The 15,880-nt window shown below is 62.1% G+C and carries 16 protein-coding genes; 8 read left to right on the top strand and 8 right to left on the bottom strand.

Annotated elements, in window-relative coordinates; translation table 11 throughout:
• Positions 1–31: 31 nt before the first annotated feature.
• From relA to HX830_RS19945, 4 genes are all read right to left on the bottom strand, one after another.
• The gene (gene relA / locus HX830_RS19960) at positions 32–2,275 is read right to left on the bottom strand and encodes a GTP diphosphokinase (protein WP_103497273.1); all 2,244 of its coding nucleotides are present in this window, start codon (positions 2,273–2,275) and stop codon (positions 32–34) included.
• Between the two features lie 119 nt (positions 2,276–2,394).
• Positions 2,395–3,747, bottom strand: coding sequence for a 23S rRNA (uracil(1939)-C(5))-methyltransferase RlmD (gene rlmD / locus HX830_RS19955; RefSeq protein WP_152741512.1), 1,353 nt, complete (start codon positions 3,745–3,747; stop codon positions 2,395–2,397).
• Complete coding sequence (gene cysM / locus HX830_RS19950) at positions 3,747–4,649, bottom strand: cysteine synthase CysM (protein WP_100944188.1); 903 nt, start codon at positions 4,647–4,649, stop codon at positions 3,747–3,749. The genes rlmD and cysM overlap by 1 nt, the downstream gene beginning before the upstream one ends.
• A 197-nt stretch (positions 4,650–4,846) precedes the next feature.
• Entirely contained in the window at positions 4,847–5,239 is a 393-nt protein-coding gene (locus tag HX830_RS19945; protein ID WP_177102109.1) for a hypothetical protein, read from the bottom strand.
• Between the two features lie 329 nt (positions 5,240–5,568).
• Here HX830_RS19945 and HX830_RS19940 point away from each other — a divergent pair, with 329 nt between their 5' ends.
• From HX830_RS19940 to HX830_RS19930, 3 genes are all read left to right on the top strand, one after another.
• On the top strand, positions 5,569–8,322 hold the full coding sequence (locus HX830_RS19940; RefSeq protein WP_103497271.1) for a response regulator: 2,754 nt from the start codon (positions 5,569–5,571) through the stop codon (positions 8,320–8,322).
• A gap of 135 nt (positions 8,323–8,457) precedes the next feature.
• Complete coding sequence (locus HX830_RS19935) at positions 8,458–8,892, top strand: hypothetical protein (protein ID WP_103497270.1); 435 nt, start codon at positions 8,458–8,460, stop codon at positions 8,890–8,892.
• A complete protein-coding gene (locus HX830_RS19930; protein ID WP_103497269.1) occupies positions 8,892–9,296 on the top strand; it encodes an META domain-containing protein in 405 nt (134 codons plus the stop codon). The genes HX830_RS19935 and HX830_RS19930 overlap by 1 nt, the downstream gene beginning before the upstream one ends.
• Positions 9,297–9,299: 3 nt before the next feature.
• Here HX830_RS19930 and HX830_RS19925 read toward each other — a convergent pair whose 3' ends face one another.
• Entirely contained in the window at positions 9,300–9,761 is a 462-nt protein-coding gene (locus tag HX830_RS19925) for a TlpA family protein disulfide reductase (protein ID WP_152741514.1), read from the bottom strand.
• 115 nt (positions 9,762–9,876) lie between these two features.
• Here HX830_RS19925 and arsC point away from each other — a divergent pair, with 115 nt between their 5' ends.
• The 3 genes from arsC to HX830_RS19910 are packed head-to-tail and all read left to right on the top strand — an operon-like array spanning position 9,877 to position 11,250.
• Complete coding sequence (arsC, locus tag HX830_RS19920) at positions 9,877–10,230, top strand: arsenate reductase (glutaredoxin) (protein ID WP_177102107.1); 354 nt, start codon at positions 9,877–9,879, stop codon at positions 10,228–10,230.
• Positions 10,227–10,832 carry an NAD(P)H:quinone oxidoreductase gene (gene wrbA, locus HX830_RS19915; RefSeq protein WP_177102105.1) on the top strand — a complete coding sequence of 202 codons (606 nt, stop codon included), beginning with the start codon at positions 10,227–10,229 and terminating at the stop codon, positions 10,830–10,832. Before arsC ends, wrbA begins: the two co-directional genes overlap by 4 nt.
• Positions 10,825–11,250 (top strand): DUF2069 domain-containing protein, encoded by a 426-nt coding sequence (locus tag HX830_RS19910; protein ID WP_177102103.1) that lies wholly within the window; start codon positions 10,825–10,827, stop codon positions 11,248–11,250. The genes wrbA and HX830_RS19910 overlap by 8 nt, the downstream gene beginning before the upstream one ends.
• A gap of 148 nt (positions 11,251–11,398) precedes the next feature.
• Here the strand turns inward: HX830_RS19910 and HX830_RS19905 are convergent, their stop codons facing one another.
• Complete coding sequence (locus HX830_RS19905) at positions 11,399–12,070, bottom strand: DNA-3-methyladenine glycosylase I (protein ID WP_152741516.1); 672 nt, start codon at positions 12,068–12,070, stop codon at positions 11,399–11,401.
• Positions 12,071–12,895 carry a tRNA 2-thiocytidine(32) synthetase TtcA gene (gene ttcA, locus HX830_RS19900; RefSeq protein WP_100944198.1) on the bottom strand — a complete coding sequence of 275 codons (825 nt, stop codon included), beginning with the start codon at positions 12,893–12,895 and terminating at the stop codon, positions 12,071–12,073.
• A gap of 376 nt (positions 12,896–13,271) precedes the next feature.
• Between ttcA and HX830_RS19895 the strand changes: the two genes are divergently transcribed.
• Entirely contained in the window at positions 13,272–13,874 is a 603-nt protein-coding gene (locus HX830_RS19895; protein WP_100944199.1) for a Yip1 family protein, read from the top strand.
• A gap of 135 nt (positions 13,875–14,009) precedes the next feature.
• Entirely contained in the window at positions 14,010–14,504 is a 495-nt protein-coding gene (locus tag HX830_RS19890) for a SprT family zinc-dependent metalloprotease (RefSeq protein ID WP_177102101.1), read from the top strand.
• Positions 14,505–14,652: 148 nt separating this feature from the next.
• Here the strand turns inward: HX830_RS19890 and HX830_RS19885 are convergent, their stop codons facing one another.
• The gene (locus tag HX830_RS19885) at positions 14,653–15,834 is read right to left on the bottom strand and encodes a CaiB/BaiF CoA transferase family protein (protein ID WP_177102099.1); all 1,182 of its coding nucleotides are present in this window, start codon (positions 15,832–15,834) and stop codon (positions 14,653–14,655) included.
• Positions 15,835–15,880: the final 46 nt, after the last annotated feature.

Raw genomic sequence — 15,880 nt, 5'->3', positions numbered from 1 at the left:
AGTTTTACGGCGTATTCAAGGCCGCGGATGATCAAGGGGTGCGATTGCGCCGGGTTTCGATAATGTTCGGCAACTGGGAAATCCGCCCCAGCAACCGCCCCAATGCATCCAACCCCGGGATCTCGATGGTCAGGGACATCAACGCGGTGTTGTCCTCCTTGTTCGAGCGGGTGTTGACCGCCAGCACGTTGATCCGCTCGTTGAGCAGCACCTGGGACACGTCGCGCAGCAAGCCGGAACGGTCGTAGGCACGGATGATGATATCCACCGGATACGTCAGCACCGGCACCGGGCCCCAGCTGACCTGGATGATCCGCTCCGGCTCGCGCCCAGCGAGTTGCAGCACCGCGGCACAGTCCTGGCGGTGAATGCTCACGCCACGGCCCTGGGTGATATAGCCGACGATGGCATCCCCCGGCAGCGGTTGGCAGCAGCCGGCCATCTGGGTCATCAGGTTGCCGACGCCCTGGATCTGGATATCGCCACGCTTGCCCGGCTTGTAGCCGGTGGCCTTGCGCGGAATCAGTTCCAGCTGTTCGTTGCCGCGCTCCGGCTCCACCAGTTGCTGGGCGGCATTGACCAGTTGCGCCAGGCGAAGATCACCCGCGCCGAGGGCGGCGAACATGTCCTCGGCGGTTTTCATGTTGGCCTTGTCGGCCAGCTTGTCGAAATCCACCTGTGGCAGGCCAAGGCGTGCCAACTCGCGTTCGAGCAGGGTCTTGCCGGCCGCGACGTTCTGGTCGCGGGCCTGCAACTTGAACCAGTGGACGATCTTCGCCCGTGCCCGGGACGTGGTGATGTAGCCCAGGTTCGGGTTCAGCCAGTCACGGCTCGGCGTACCGTGCTTGCTGGTGATGATCTCCACCTGCTCGCCGGTCTGCAGGCTGTAGTTGAGCGGCACGATCCGCCCGTTGATCTTCGCGCCCCGGCAGTTGTGGCCGATCTCGGTGTGCACCCGGTAGGCGAAGTCCAGCGGTGTCGCGCCCTTGGGCAGGTCGATGGCATGGCCGTCAGGGGTGAAGATATAGACCCGGTCCGGCTCGATATCGACCCGCAACTGCTCGGCCAATCCACCGATATCCCCCAGCTCTTCGTGCCACTCGAGCACCTGACGCAGCCAGGAAATTTTCTCTTCGTAGTGATTGGAGCCGGATTTGACGTCGGTGCCTTTGTACTTCCAGTGCGCGCAGACCCCCAGCTCAGCCTCTTCGTGCATGGCGTGGGTGCGGATCTGCACTTCCAGGACCTTGCCTTCCGGACCGATCACCGCCGTGTGCAACGAGCGGTAGCCGTTCTCTTTCGGGTTGGCGATGTAGTCGTCGAACTCTTTCGGAATATGCCGCCACAGGGTGTGGACGATGCCGAGCGCGGTGTAGCAGTCGCGCATTTCCGGCACCAGCACACGGACCGCGCGCACGTCATAGATCTGGCTGAATTCCAGGCCCTTGCGCTGCATTTTGCGCCAGATCGAATAGATGTGCTTGGCCCGGCCGCTGATATCGGCCTTGACCCCGGTGGCCAGCAATTCGTTTTCCAGCTGGTTCATCACCTCGCTGATAAAACGCTCACGGTCCAGCCGCCGTTCGTGCAGCAACTTGGCGATCTGTTTGTACTGGTCGGGCTCCAGGTAACGGAACGACAGGTCTTCCAGTTCCCACTTGATATGGCCGATGCCCAGGCGGTGGGCCAGGGGCGCGTAGATATCGAAGACTTCGCGGGCGACACGGTTGCGCTTCTCGTCGTCGGCGGTCTTCACCGCACGGATCGCGCAGGTGCGCTCGGCCAGCTTGATCAAGGCCACGCGGACATCGTCGACCATGGCGACCAGCATCTTGCGCAGGTTTTCCACCTGGGTCTGGCTGCCCAGTACCTGGGACTGGCGTGGACTGAGGCTGGCACTGATGGCGGCCATGCGCAGCACGCCGTCGATCAGCTTGGCCACCACCGGGCCGAATTTCTGGCTGACCGCGGTCAGGGGAATCTGCCCCTCGCGCACGCAGCGATACAGCACCGCCGCCACCAGCGAATCCTGGTCCAGCTTGAGGTCGGCGAGGATCTCGGCGATCTCCAGGCCAGTGCTGAAACTGGAACCGCCTTCGGGCCAGAGGTTCTGCGCCGCGTTGGTCTGTTGTTCGGCAAGCCGTGCGTATTCGCAGGCTTGTTTCAAGGCCTCACGGTCCAGCGCCAGATCGACGCTCACCGTATGATCGAGCCATGCCTCGAGATTGATACTGCCGTCGGTGTTGATCGGCTGGTGTGCTCTCACCTGTACCATCTTGCTTACCTTCCCTACGACGCAGATTCTATGCGTCAAAATCGCTGACCTGTTGTAGCCCCCGCAGTCTGGCTGGGCTGGCAGAATACGGCGGCAGTCAGTCGGACCAGACGAGCATCCTAGCTCGCTTCAAATAACGCCATGGCCTCGACATGCGCGGTCTGCGGAAACATGTCGAGGATCCCGGCACGTTTTAACCGGTAGCCCTGCTTGATCAATTCAACCGTGTCCCGCGCCAGCGTCGCCGGATTGCAGGACACGTACACCAACCGTTCGGCCCCCAGGGCGGCGAGCTTGCCCACCACCTCGAACGCACCGTCACGGGGTGGGTCCAAGAGTACCGCAGAAAAGCCGTCTTTGGCCCAACCGGCATCACTCAAAGGCTGGGACAAATCGGCCTGAAAAAAATGCGCGTTATGCAGATTATTGCTCAAGGCATTGGCGGCGGCCCGTTCGACCATGGTCGCCACGCCTTCCACCGCCACCACTTCGCGCACCTGACGAGCCAGGGGCAACGCAAAGTTGCCGAGCCCGCAGAACAGATCCAGGACCCGCTCATCGGCTGCCGGCTTCAACCAGTCCAGCGCCTGGGCGACCATGGCCTCGTTGACCCCGGCATTGACCTGGACGAAATCCCCCGGCCGATACGCCAACTCCAGGTCCCAGGTCTCCAGGCGATAGCCCAGGGACAACGACGGGTCCACCGGCTGCGGGCCGTCTTCGCCATGCAACCAGAGTTGCGCATCATGGGTGACACAGAAATCCTGAAGGACTTGCAGGTCCTGCTCCGACAACGGCGCCATATGCCGCAACAACACCGCCACCGCCGAACCGCTGAACAATTCCACATGGCCGAGGGCCTGGGGTTTGCTCAAGCGCCGCAGCATGGCCGGCAATTCGCGCATCAGCGGTTGCAAGGCCTGTACCAGTACCGGGCAATCGTCGATGGCGACGATATCCTGACTGGAGGCGGCGCGGAAACCCACTTCCAAGGTCTTGGTCCTGGCATCCCAGCGCACGGCCACACGGGCCCGTCGCCGATAGCCGAATTCCGGACCGGTCAGGGGCGCTGCCCACTCCAGTGGTTCGACGCCCGCGACACGCGACAGTTGCTCGGCGAGCATGCTCTGTTTCAGGGCGAGCTGATCGTCGTGGGGCATATGTTGCACGCTGCAACCGCCACAACGCCCGGCATGGGCGCAGGGCGCGGGACGGCGTTGCTCGCTGGCGAGAAACACCCGCTCGGTGCGCGCCTCGACCACCTTGCCGTGGGCACCCAGCACCCGCGCTTCGACTTCTTCACCCGCAAGGGCCCCGGCGACAAACCAGGTACGGCCTTCAATAAAGGCAATGCCACGGCCGTCGTTGGACAGCCGCTCGATGGTCAGGCGCTGCTTCTTGCCGGTCGGTACCTGTGGCGCCCGGCTACCGCCAGTGGGCTGGAAGCGCAGGCCGCGTTCATGCTTGGCCATCAGTTGGGCGCGTCGTAGATGCCGGTCGACAGGTAGCGGTCGCCTCGGTCACAGATGATCGCGACCATCACCGCGTTCTCGACTTCGCGGGACAGGCGCAACATCGCCGCCACCGCACCGCCCGAGGACACACCACAGAAGATCCCTTCTTCACGGGCGAGACGACGCATCACGTCCTCCGCCTCTTCCTGGCCCATGTCGACGATACGGTCGACACGGTCGGCCTGGAAAATCTTCGGCAGGTACTCATGGGGCCAGCGGCGAATACCCGGAATCGAGGCGCCTTCCATCGGTTGCAGACCGACGATCTGCACCTCGGGGTTCTGCTCTTTCAGGTAGCGCGACACGCCCATGATGGTCCCGGTGGTGCCCATGGAGCTGACGAAATGGGTGATCGTGCCCTGGGTCTGGCGCCAGATTTCCGGGCCGGTGCTGGTGTAGTGGGCTTCGGGGTTGTCGCCATTGGCGAACTGGTCGAGCACCTTGCCACGGCCTTCGGCCTGCATGCGCTCGGCCAGGTCACGGGCGCCTTCCATCCCCTCCTCGCGAGTCACCAGGATCAACTCGGCGCCATAGGCGGTCATCGCCGCCTTGCGTTCGGCGGTGGAGTTGTCCGGCATGATCAGGATCATCTTGTAACCCTTGATCGCGGCGGCCATGGCCAGGGCGATCCCGGTGTTGCCCGAGGTGGCTTCGATCAGGGTGTCGCCGGCCTGGATCTGCCCACGCAATTCGGCGCGGGTGATCATCGACAGTGCCGGACGATCCTTGACGGAGCCCGCGGGGTTGTTCCCTTCAAGCTTGAGCAGCAGGGTATTGCTGGTGGCGCCGGGCAGGCGCTGCAAGCGGACCAGGGGCGTGTTGCCGACGCAATCGGCGATGGTAGGGTACTGCAAGGTCATGGCGTATTCGCAATCCAGACTGCGGGGGCTGACATCATACCGGCAAATGTCAGCGCTCCATATCACTCAAAATGCAGTACCTATAACTGAACGATATAACCCGAGCAAACCCAGCGCCCCGCTCGCCTGTCGTCATGACCTGCCCACACTCTTTTGAAACCCTTGGGCGACGGTATCCATTGGCGTTGCCGGCGACGTCATTTCTTCTTGATTTCAAAGGCGCCGTGTACGTGTTGCCCTGTCGAAAAAAGTACAACGTTGAAAGTGCCCTTCGCCTGCTGCCCCTCGACATAGCTTTCAAAAATAATCTCGCCGCTCTCCGCAAAATTTACAAATGGCTCACCAATACTAAAGTGAATATCAACGGGTTTTCTAAAACCGACCGCGTACTTGCCTGGACCGCTTACGTCATTGGGGTCAATAGAAACAAAATTAATATCTTTATCGAGCCCAATAAAACGATTGGTAAAATCCGAAAAATAATTAACCTCCACGGAGGAAAACTCAAACTTCGGATGACCTTCAACAATATGAGCAGTTATTGAACCTGTTGCATTACCTGGCGACTTGAAGGTTTTTTTTGCGTTCATGATCCATGACTCCTCTTGAGAAAATAGAAAAAACAAGACTGCCTTCCAAGACTAAACATCCAGAGCGTTTTGCCTACCTGTCAGAAATGACAGTCCCGACAAACGGTTCCCACCATGCAAGGACGTCCGATCGTTCAGAACCGACAGGAAAAGAATCGATCCGCGGCTCTCAACGGATCACAAGCCATCACTTGTCCAAACACAAACTTTGCGAGATTTCGCCCCCCGCAAATGGCTACACTGCGCAAGTGGAGCGGGCGCAGGATGCGCGCGCCGATAATCGAAGATGGGCGTATCTGCCGGACGCTGTATCTGACGGAGACTGTTGCGTGCTTAAAAACCTGGGCATCAAGGGCCGCGTACTGCTGCTCACCCTGCTGCCAACCACGCTGATGGCGTTGGTGCTGGGCGGCTATTTCACCTGGCTGCAACAGTCGGACCTGCAGACCCAACTGCTGCAACGCGGCGAGATGATCGCCGAACAGCTCGCGCCGCTGGTCGCGCCGGCCCTGGGCCATAACGATGTCGACCTGCTGGAGCGCATCGCCACCCAGTCCCTGGAACAGGCCGACGTGCGCGCCGTGTCCTTTCTCGGCGCCAACCGCGAGCAACTGGCCCATGCCGGTCCGAGCATGCTCAACCAGCCGCCCATCGGTAACAGCAGCCACCTGCTGCAACGCACCGGCAACGATGCCACCCGCTATCTATTGCCGGTCTTCGGCCGCCACCGCAATATTTCCGGCGACGTGATCCCGGAAGAAGCCGACCGCCTGCTGGGCTGGGTCGAACTGGAGCTGTCCCATAACAATATGTTGCTGCGCGGCTATCGCAGCCTGTTCGCCAGCCTGCTGCTGATTGCCACCGGCCTGCTCGGCACCGCCTTGCTGGCCCTGCGCATGAGCCGCACGATCAACGCGCCGCTCGGCAAGATCAAGCAAGCCGTGGCCCAACTCAAGGAAGGCAATCTGGAAACCCGCCTGCCGCCACTTGGCAGCCAGGAGCTGGATCAACTGGCCTCGGGCATCAACCGCATGGCCGAGACCCTGCAGAACGCCCAGGAAGAATTGCAGCACAGCATCGACCAGGCCACCGAGGACGTACGGCAGAACCTGGAAACCATCGAGATCCAGAACATCGAACTGGACCTGGCGCGCAAGGAGGCCCTGGAGGCCAGCCGGATCAAGTCCGAGTTCCTCGCCAATATGAGCCACGAGATCCGCACCCCGCTCAACGGCATCCTTGGTTTCACCCACCTGCTGCAGAAAAGCGAACTGACCCCGCGCCAGCTCGACTACCTGGGCACCATCGAGAAGTCCGCCGACAGCCTGTTGGGGATCATCAACGAAATTCTCGACTTCTCGAAGATCGAGGCCGGCAAGCTGGTGCTCGACAGCATTCCGTTCAATCTACGCGACCTGCTCCAGGACACCCTGACCATCCTCGCCCCGGCGGCCCACGCCAAGCAGCTGGAACTGGTCAGCCTGGTCTATCGCGACACCCCGCTGTCGCTGATCGGCGACCCGCTACGGCTCAAGCAGATCCTCACCAACCTGGTGAGCAACGCGATCAAGTTCACCCGCGAAGGCACCATCGTCGCCCGGGCCATGCTCGAGGAAGAACACGAAGACAGCGTGCAGTTGCGCATCAGCGTGCAGGACACCGGTATCGGTTTGTCGAGCCAGGATGTCCGGGCGCTGTTCCAGGCCTTCAGCCAGGCCGACAACTCGCTGTCGCGGCAACCCGGCGGCACCGGCCTGGGCCTGGTGATCTCCAAGCGCCTGATCGAACAGATGGGCGGCGAGATCGGCGTCGACAGCACTCCGGGCGAAGGCTCGGAATTCTGGATCAGCCTGAGCCTGCCCAAGACCCGCGACGATATCGAGGACCTGCCCGCCGCGCCATTGCTCGGGCGCCGCGTGGCGGTGCTGGAAAATCACGAGTTGTCACGTCAGGCTCTCCAGCACCAACTGGAGGATTGCGGCCTGGAAGTGACCCCGTTCAACAGCCTGCAAAACCTCGCCAATGGGGTGACCGGGGCGCACCAGACCGACCAGGCCATCGACCTCGCGGTCCTCGGCGTCACCGCCCAGGAAATGCCGCCGGAACGCCTGAGCCAGCATATCTGGGACCTCGAGCACCTCGGCTGCAAAGTGCTGGTGCTGTGCCCGACCACCGAACAGACGCTGTTCCAGCTCTGCGTGCCCAACCCCCACGGCCAGCTCCAGGCCAAGCCGGCCTGTACGCGCAAATTGCGTCGGGCCCTGGCGGAACTGATCACCCCGCGCCCGGCACGCCTGGAGCCCGTCGAGCCCCTCGGCAGCCGGGCACCGCGAGTGCTTTGCGTCGACGACAACCCGGCCAACCTGCTGCTGGTGCAGACCCTGCTCGAAGACATGGGCGCCTGGGTGCTGGCGGTGGACAGTGGTTACGCAGCCATCGACGCCGTGCAACGCGAAGCCTTCGACCTGGTGTTGATGGATGTGCAGATGCCCGGCATGGATGGCCGGCAAAGCACCGAGGCGATTCGCCAATGGGAGCATGAGCGGCAAAGCACCCCGCTGCCCATCGTCGCTCTCACCGCCCACGCCATGGCCAACGAAAAACGCGCCCTGCTGCAAAGTGGCATGGACGACTACCTGACCAAGCCCATCAGCGAGCGGCAACTGGCCCAGGTGGTGCTCAAATGGACCGGCCTGGCCCTGCGCAACCAGGGGCCGGAACGGGCCGGCGAACAGGGCCGCGTCGGCAGCGAGCTGCTGGTGCTCGACCCGGACGAAGGCCTGCGCCTGGCCGCCGGCAAGCCCGATCTCGCCGCCGATATGCTGGCGATGCTGCTGGCCTCCCTGGAAGCCGACCGCGAAGCGATTCGCCAGGCCCGCAACGCCAACGACCACAACGCCCTGATCGAACGGGTGCACCGCCTCCACGGCGCCACCCGCTACTGTGGCGTTCCGCAATTGCGCGCGGCCTGCCAGCGCAGCGAAACCCTACTCAAGCAAGACGCGCCCAATGCCCGCCAAGCCTTGGACGAACTGGACGTCGCCATCGCCCGACTGGCCGCCGAGGCCCGTGTCAGTGCCTGATCCATGGCAAGGGCCGGGCACGGCCCGCGTACCATGATCGTCAGCGCCCCCCCCGTCACCGGATCGAAGGTCATACACCCCTGCCATTTGCGCGGCGTCTGCGTGCTAGCATACCGGCCATAATTTGGAGGCCCCATGGTCGAACACGATTTCCGCTACAGCCTGATGAACCCGCAGCACACCCTGACCGAATGCCGCGCCCTGGTGCCGGGACGCTATCAGGTCACCGGCAACGGTGGCTCGATCCGCGCCGACGATGTCCTGCTGGTGACCCTCAAGGGCAGCAAGGACCTGTCCATGCGCCTGACCGTGGACACCGTTCGCCATCTGATCAATCCGCCCGGCCAATGGGTTGCGGTCGCCAAGGGGCCGGTCTTCGGCGAACTGGCGATCCACCAGTGGCAGGTCAACTGCGACAGTTGCGCCAAGGAACTGAACTTCGAATTCGCGGTGGACGCCAAGCTCGGCACCCCCGCGCAAAAACCAGCCGCCACGGCGCGTATCGCCGAGCTGGGCTGGAAGACACAGGGCGAGAAACATCTGTGCCCGAGATGCCAGGAGGCAAAGTAATGAAACGTGTGGTGATTCTGGGAATGTTGGGCGCCGGCCTGTACGGCTGCGCCGGCGAACAGGTGCACTTGCAGCAGGATCACAGCTACGTGCTGGAGTGGATCGGCGAACGTCCGTTGATCGACAACAGCCATCTGACCGTCACCCTCGGCGACGATGGCCGGGCCTATGGCACCGGCGGCTGCAACCACTGGTTCGCGCCCTACACCCTGGAGGGCGGGAACCTGAGCTTCGGCAAAGTCGGCAGCACTCGCAAACTCTGCGCACCGGCGTTGATGGAGCAGGAAAAACGCTTCCTCCAGGCGCTGGAGAATGTCCAGCGCTGGGATATCTCGCCCATCGAGCAGGTGCGTTTCTGGCCGCAGGAAGGCCAGCCGCTGCGGCTGTGGTCGGAAGAAGGCTGAAGCTCAGCCGCGCAAGGCCTTGAGCTTGGCCAATACGCCTGCCGCGGTCTGCTCGCCCATCAACTGCTCGCGAACCTTGCCCTTGTCATCGATGATGTAGGTCACCGGCAAGGCTTCGCTGCGCGGCAGGTCGAAGAAGTCCGCCGGATCCTGGGCCAGTACCGTGAAACGGATGCCCAGGGTTTCACCGGCCTTGCGCAGGTCATCGCCCTGCAAACCGTCGAAATTCACCCCGAACACCTCCACCGGCTGGCCCTTGAGCTGCTCGGACAAGGCGTTCAATTGCGGAATCTCGGTACGGCACGGGCCGCACCACTCTGCCCAGTAGTTGACCACCTTCCACTGTTTGTCCAGGCGCTCGGACGCGACCTTCTGGCCGTTCTGGTCGACGCCGTAATCGTTGCCGCAACCGCTCAGCAGCAACGCCCCCATCATCGCCAATGCGGCGGCCAATCGCCTTGCCATGTGCACAATCCCCCATCAAATACGTTATCGACCGCGACCCTTTACCTCACAAGGTTCAGGAGCGCTCGCCAGGCAGGTAGAATACCCGCCACCTTACGCAAGATGCGACCCGCACATGACCGATCTGACGCTTTATCACAACCCGCGCTGCTCGAAATCCCGCGGTGCGCTGGAACTGCTCCAGGGCCGTGGCCTCACGCCCACCGTCGTGCACTACCTGGAAACCCCACTGGACGCCGCGCAGCTCAAGGCGTTGCTGGGCAAGCTCGGCATCGGCGCGCGGCAATTGCTGCGCACCGGCGAGGATGAGTACAAGCAGTTGAGCCTGGCCGACAGCCAGCTCAGCGAAGAACAACTGATCGCCGCCATCGCCGCACACCCCAAGCTGATGGAGCGGCCGATCCTGGTGGTCGGTGACAAGGCGGTCATCGGTCGTCCACCGGAGAATGTGCTGGAGATCCTGCCGTGAGTGCACCTTACGTTCTGGTGTTGTTCTACAGCCGTAACGGCTCCACCCGCGAAATGGCCCGGCAGATTGCCCGCGGCGTCGAGCAGGCCGGACTGGAAGCGCGCCTGCGCACCGTACCGGCGATTTCCAGCCAGTGCGAAGCCGTGGCGCCGGAAATCCCCGAGGAAGGCGCGCTGTATGCCAGCCTCGATGATCTGAAAAACTGTGCGGCCCTGGCCCTCGGCAGCCCGACCCGCTTCGGCAATATGGCGGCGCCGCTGAAGTACTTTATCGACGGCACCAGCAACCTGTGGCTGACCGGTGCCCTGGTGGGCAAGCCGGCCGGGGTCTTTACCTCGACGTCGAGCCTGCATGGCGGCCAGGAAAGCACCTTGTTGTCGATGCTGCTGCCGCTGTTGCACCACGGCATGCTGGTCACCGGCCTGCCCTACAGCGAGTCGGCCTTGCTCGACACCCGTGGTGGTGGCACACCCTATGGCGCCAGCCACCATACCGGCGTCGACGGCAAGCGCGCGTTGGACGAACATGAAATCGCCTTGTGCCGGGCACTCGGCCTGCGTCTGGCGAAGACTGCCCTGAGCCTGGAGAACGGCCGTGGCTAGGAAGCCCAAGGTGTTGCCGCCCCAGGCCTGGCTGGAGCCGCGCGTGCGTTGGAGCCGTGGCCTGGCGCTGGCGTGCTTTCTCGGCCTGATGGCCTTTCTGAGCATCTATTACCTGATGTTCGCCGACCTGCACGGTGCGCGGCCCTGGGTGATCCTGTTGATCGAACTGGTGCCGTTGTTACTCTTGCTGCCGGGCATGTTGCTGGGTAGCGCGCGTGGACACTCGTTCACCTGCTATGTGGTGAACCTGTACTTCATCAAGGGCGCGTTGGCGGCGTTCGATCCCAATCGACAGCTGTTCGGAGTGCTGGAGATGGCCGCGAGCGTGGCGGTGTTCTGCAGCGCGATGGTCTATGTGCGCTGGTGTCATCAGTTGAATCGGCGGTTGGCCGGAGAAGGCCAGGCTCAAGCCGTGTAGCGCCTGGACTGACGTTTTCGCGGGCAAGCCCTGCTCCTACAGGATTGTGGTGGATACAAGATTTGTGTTCGACGCAGAACTGTAGGAGCAGGGCTTGCCCGCGAAGAACGATAACGCGGTCTATCGCCCGAACCGAAATCAATGTTCTTCAATGATTGGTGGTGTACGCCAACATCATCGACAGCTGGCACATCGGCCGCCCGCTCTCGGCATGCCACTGGTTGAAGGCGTCCTGCACAATCGCCAGATCCCGCAGGCTGGTGGGCACCTTGTCGACGATCTTCTGCGCATTCAGCGCCGCCACCACGTCATAGGTCGGAACGAAGGTGTCCTTGCCGACCATCCGCAGAAAACGCGGCGCCGATAGCCCGCCCAACTGATGGCCGTGCTTGGCCAGGTACTTCCACAACCCGGTGATTTCAGTGACCGGCCAATCGGCGATCAACGCGCCAAAACTGCCCTTCTCCCTGGCCACGTCCAACACCATCTGCGCATTGCGCGGCACGCTCTTGAGCTTGCCCAGGTGACGAATGATTCGCGCATCCTGCATCAGGCGCTCCAGATGCTCGGCGCCCATCAACACCACTTTTTCCGGGTCGAAGCCGAAAAACACCTGCTCGAACACCGGCCACTTGGCGTCCACCAGGCTGTGCTTGAGGCCGGCGCGAAAGACCCGCAAGGCGATCATCGACAGATAACGGTCGTCCGGCAGTTCACGCAGTTGCTGCGAACTGGCCGGCACCGGTAATTCAGCCTCCAGCGCGGCGGCCGAACCGAAGCGGTTCAGGCAGTACTCATGCAACCATTTGTAATCGCGCATTCAGAGGTTCACTACGTTGACGAAGCGCGATGCGGCGGTCTCATCGATTCGAAGGTGGGTAAAGTCGAACAGATTGCGGTCGGCCAGCTGCGATGGCACGACATTCTGCAAACCACGGAAGATGCTTTCGGTACGCCCGGGGGTCTTGCGCTCCCACTCCTGGAGCATGTCCTTGACCACCTGGCGCTGCAGGTTTTCCTGGGAGCCGCAGAGGTTGCAGGGAATGATCGGGAATTGCTTGAGGTCCGAATAGGCCTGGATGTCCTTCTCGCTGCAATAGGCCAGCGGCCGGATCACCACGTTACGTCCGTCGTCGGCCCGCAGCTTGGGCGGCATGGCCTTGAGCGAGCCGTTGTAGAACATATTGAGGAAAAAGGTTTCGACGATATCGTCGCGGTGATGCCCCAGGGCCATCTTGGTCGCGCCGATCTCGTCGGCGAAGGTGTACAGCGTGCCCCGACGCAGGCGCGAACACAGGGAGCAGGTGGTCTTGCCTTCGGGGATCAGTTCCTTGACCACCGAGTAGGTATCCTTCTCGACGATGTGATACTCCACGCCCAGCGCTTTCAGGTAGGCGGGCAGTACATGTTCGGGGAAACCGGGCTGCTTCTGGTCCATGTTCACGGCGACGATGTCGAACTTGATCGGCGCCACTTTCTGCAAGTGCATCAGAACGTCGAGCATGGTGTAGCTGTCCTTGCCGCCGGACAGGCAGACCATGACCTTGTCACCCTCTTCAATCATGTTGAAGTCGGCGATCGCCTCACCCGCTTGGCGGCGCAGGCGTTTCTGCAGTTTGTTCTGATTGACCGAAAGAGTGCCCATAGCTCTTGCCCTAACCCTTGAAATCCGCGCGAGGTGTGTCGAAAAGCCGATTATTTTACCTATAAACCCACGGCAGGCGAAGACTCCATGGCGGGAGCAGTGCTTGTGTGGGAGCGGTGCTTGCCCGCGAAGCTTTTAGCGCTCTCAAGGGCCTTTTCGCGGGCAAGCTCCGCTCCCACAGGTTCGGCTTCCATAGAAAACAAATACGACAATGCGATTACAGTCCCGCCCGACAGTTCGATTTGCTCTAAAGCGTGCGGCTCGCCCTCCCTATACTGCGATATAAGGTCGCATATAAATCCAGACCTGACTTCGGCCACTTGGCCCGCAGGCGCTCCACCGGGGGGCGATGGCAATAACAAAAGGAGTGACTGGCATGATCCATCACGTAGTCGGACTGTTCACCCACCCTGATCAGGAATGGCGACAAATCCGTGGCGACGCCGAGGAAAGCATCGGCCATATGTACCTCACCCACACCCTGATCCTCGCCGCCATCCCGGCCATTTCGGCCTTTATCGGCACCACCCGGATCGGCTGGGTCATCGGCAACCGCGCGCCAGTGATGCTGACCCAGGACAGCGCCATCTGGATGACCCTCATGTCCTATATCGCCATGCTCGGCGGTGTGGCGGTAATGGGCGCATTTATCCACTGGATGGCCCGCACCTACGACGCCAATCCGAGCCTGGCCCGTTGCGTGGCCTTCGCCACCTACACCGCCACACCGCTGTTCATCGGCGGCCTGGCGGCGCTCTACCCGCATATGTGGCTGGGGATGATCGTCGGCACGGCGGCCATCTGCTACACCGTCTATCTGCTGTACGTCGGCCTGCCGACCTTTATGAACATCCCTTCGGACGAAGGCTTCCTGTTCTCCAGCTCCGTCCTGGCTGTCGGCCTGGTGGTGCTGGTGGCGATCATGGCCTTTACCGTGATTGTCTGGGGGCTGGGCGTCGGCCCGGTGTACACCAACTGAATAAAACAAAGCCATAACTGCCAACACAGGCCGCCGCAAGGCGGCCTTTTAACGCGCCACGACCATTCGGCGCCTGGCGGATTCGGAAATCCCCGGGTTTACGGCATACTCGACGCCTCTGGAGATCCGTACAGCATGCCCGAGCAACTCAAGACCCGCGTCGAAGACTGTTTCCAACAAGCCGAATCCTTTTTCAAACGACCTTTCAAGCGTCCTGTGGTCAGCCTCAAGCTGCGTGGCCAGAAGGCTGGCGTGGCGCATTTGCATGAAAACCTGCTGCGTTTCAATCCGCAGCTGTACCGGGAAAACAGCGAAGACTTCCTCAAGCAGACCGTGGCCCACGAGGTCGCGCACCTGATCGCCCATCAGTTGTTCGGCGAACGTATCCAGCCCCATGGCGAGGAATGGCAGTTGATCATGCGCGGGGTCTACGAACTGCCGCCCAATCGTTGCCACACCTATGAGGTCCAGCGCCGCCGGGTGACGCGGTATATCTACCGCTGCCCGTGCGCTGAAAGCGACTTTGCGTTTTCGGCCCAGCGTCATCGGTTGGTGAGCGAGGGCCGGCGTTATCTGTGCCGGCGTTGTCGGCATACCCTGGTGTTCAGTGGTGAAATGCGGGTGGAGTAAATTTTACAAGTGATGGTGGCCTTACTGGCCTCTTCGCGGGCAAGCTCCGCTCCCACAAGGTTCCTGGGTGTATCCGGATTTTGTGTACGACCGAAAACCTGTGGGAGCGGTGCTTGCCCGCGAAAACGATAGAACAGGCGCAACATCATCAGGCCATGACACCGGCCTCCCGCAACACCGCTATCCGCTCTTCGCTGTACCCCAGTTCGCGCAACACCTCATCACCATGTTCACCCAACCGTGCGCCGATATGCCTCGGCGTCGGCAACCCCTGGGAAAATTTCAGCGGACAGGCCATCTGCGCCTGCGTAGTGCCATCGCCGCGGGGCACCTGCACCACCACCTCCCGGGCCTGCAACTGCGGATGCCCGACCGCCTCGCCCAAGCTGAGCACCGGCTCGACGCAAGCATCCAGCCCGGCAAACAAAGCGCACAACTCATCGAAATCACGTTGTTCAAACTCGCTCTGCAACGCCTGCTTCAACGCCTGTTGCACCTCAGGCTCGGGCGACAGCCCTTGAACCGCCAACTCCGCTCGCCCCAATGCCCCGCACAACTGCTGCATAAACGCCGGTTCCAGACTCCCTACGGCAAACCAGCGCCCTTCCCGACTACGGTAATAGTCGTAGAAACTGCCACCATTGAGCATCTGCCCCTCGGGCGCAGGTGCTACCCCGCAAGCGAGAAACCCCGCCCCGGCCATGGCATTCAGGCTGAAGGCACAGTCGGTCATGCTGACATCGACGTATTGCCCCAACCCCGTCTGCTGCCGGGCGATCACCGCCGCCAGCAAGCCGATCACCCCGTGCAACGAACCGCCCGCCACATCCGCCACCTGCATCGCCAGGGGCAGCGGCCCGTCCTCCCGGCGCCCGGTGTAGCTGGCCAACCCCGACAACGCCAGGTAGTTGATGTCATGGCCGGCGCGATCACGGTAAGGACCGGTCTGCCCGTAGCCGGTGATCGACACATAGATCAAGCGCGGATTGATCGCCTTCAGGGCTTCATAACCCAGCCCCAGCCGATCCATCACCCCGGGACGGAACTGCTCCAGGACGATGTCATGCTCGCGCACCAGGTCATGGATCACCGCCACCGCTCCGGCCTGCTTCAAATCCAGGGCCAGGCTGCGCTTGTTGCGATTGAGCCAGGCGTGGCTGGCGGAAATGTCACGGTCGTGGGGCGGCCATAGCCGCAGCAGGTCCAGGCGCGCGGGTGATTCGATGCGTAACACCTCGGCACCCATGTCCGCCAGCAACAACGAGGCGAACGGCCCCGGCAGCAATGTCGAGAAATCCAGCACCTTGAGTGACGCCAACGGACCTTGCATGGGCTTTCCATTTTCCAGATCGACGGATCTCCAGACTAGGCAGCCC

This window comes from Pseudomonas gingeri, from assembly GCF_013385425.1.
GTDB classification, from domain to species: domain Bacteria; phylum Pseudomonadota; class Gammaproteobacteria; order Pseudomonadales; family Pseudomonadaceae; genus Aquipseudomonas; species Aquipseudomonas gingeri_D.
This window is presented reverse-complemented; position numbering and strand designations above follow the sequence as displayed.

Bases quoted from the DNA above. Each gene is read 5' to 3' on its own strand.
- relA (WP_103497273.1), bottom strand. From the start codon at position 2,275: ATGGTACAGGTGAGAGCACACCAGCCGATCAACACCGACGGCAGTATC.
- rlmD (WP_152741512.1), bottom strand. From the start codon at position 3,747: ATGGCCAAGCATGAACGCGGCCTGCGCTTCCAGCCCACTGGCGGTAGC.
- cysM (WP_100944188.1), bottom strand. From the start codon at position 4,649: ATGACCTTGCAGTACCCTACCATCGCCGATTGCGTCGGCAACACGCCC.
- HX830_RS19945 (WP_177102109.1), bottom strand. From the start codon at position 5,239: ATGAACGCAAAAAAAACCTTCAAGTCGCCAGGTAATGCAACAGGTTCA.
- HX830_RS19935 (WP_103497270.1), top strand. From the start codon at position 8,458: ATGGTCGAACACGATTTCCGCTACAGCCTGATGAACCCGCAGCACACC.
- HX830_RS19930 (WP_103497269.1), top strand. From the start codon at position 8,892: ATGAAACGTGTGGTGATTCTGGGAATGTTGGGCGCCGGCCTGTACGGC.
- HX830_RS19925 (WP_152741514.1), bottom strand. From the start codon at position 9,761: ATGGCAAGGCGATTGGCCGCCGCATTGGCGATGATGGGGGCGTTGCTG.
- arsC (WP_177102107.1), top strand. From the start codon at position 9,877: ATGACCGATCTGACGCTTTATCACAACCCGCGCTGCTCGAAATCCCGC.
- HX830_RS19905 (WP_152741516.1), bottom strand. From the start codon at position 12,070: ATGCGCGATTACAAATGGTTGCATGAGTACTGCCTGAACCGCTTCGGT.
- ttcA (WP_100944198.1), bottom strand. From the start codon at position 12,895: ATGGGCACTCTTTCGGTCAATCAGAACAAACTGCAGAAACGCCTGCGC.
- HX830_RS19895 (WP_100944199.1), top strand. From the start codon at position 13,272: ATGATCCATCACGTAGTCGGACTGTTCACCCACCCTGATCAGGAATGG.
- HX830_RS19890 (WP_177102101.1), top strand. From the start codon at position 14,010: ATGCCCGAGCAACTCAAGACCCGCGTCGAAGACTGTTTCCAACAAGCC.
- HX830_RS19885 (WP_177102099.1), bottom strand. From the start codon at position 15,834: ATGCAAGGTCCGTTGGCGTCACTCAAGGTGCTGGATTTCTCGACATTG.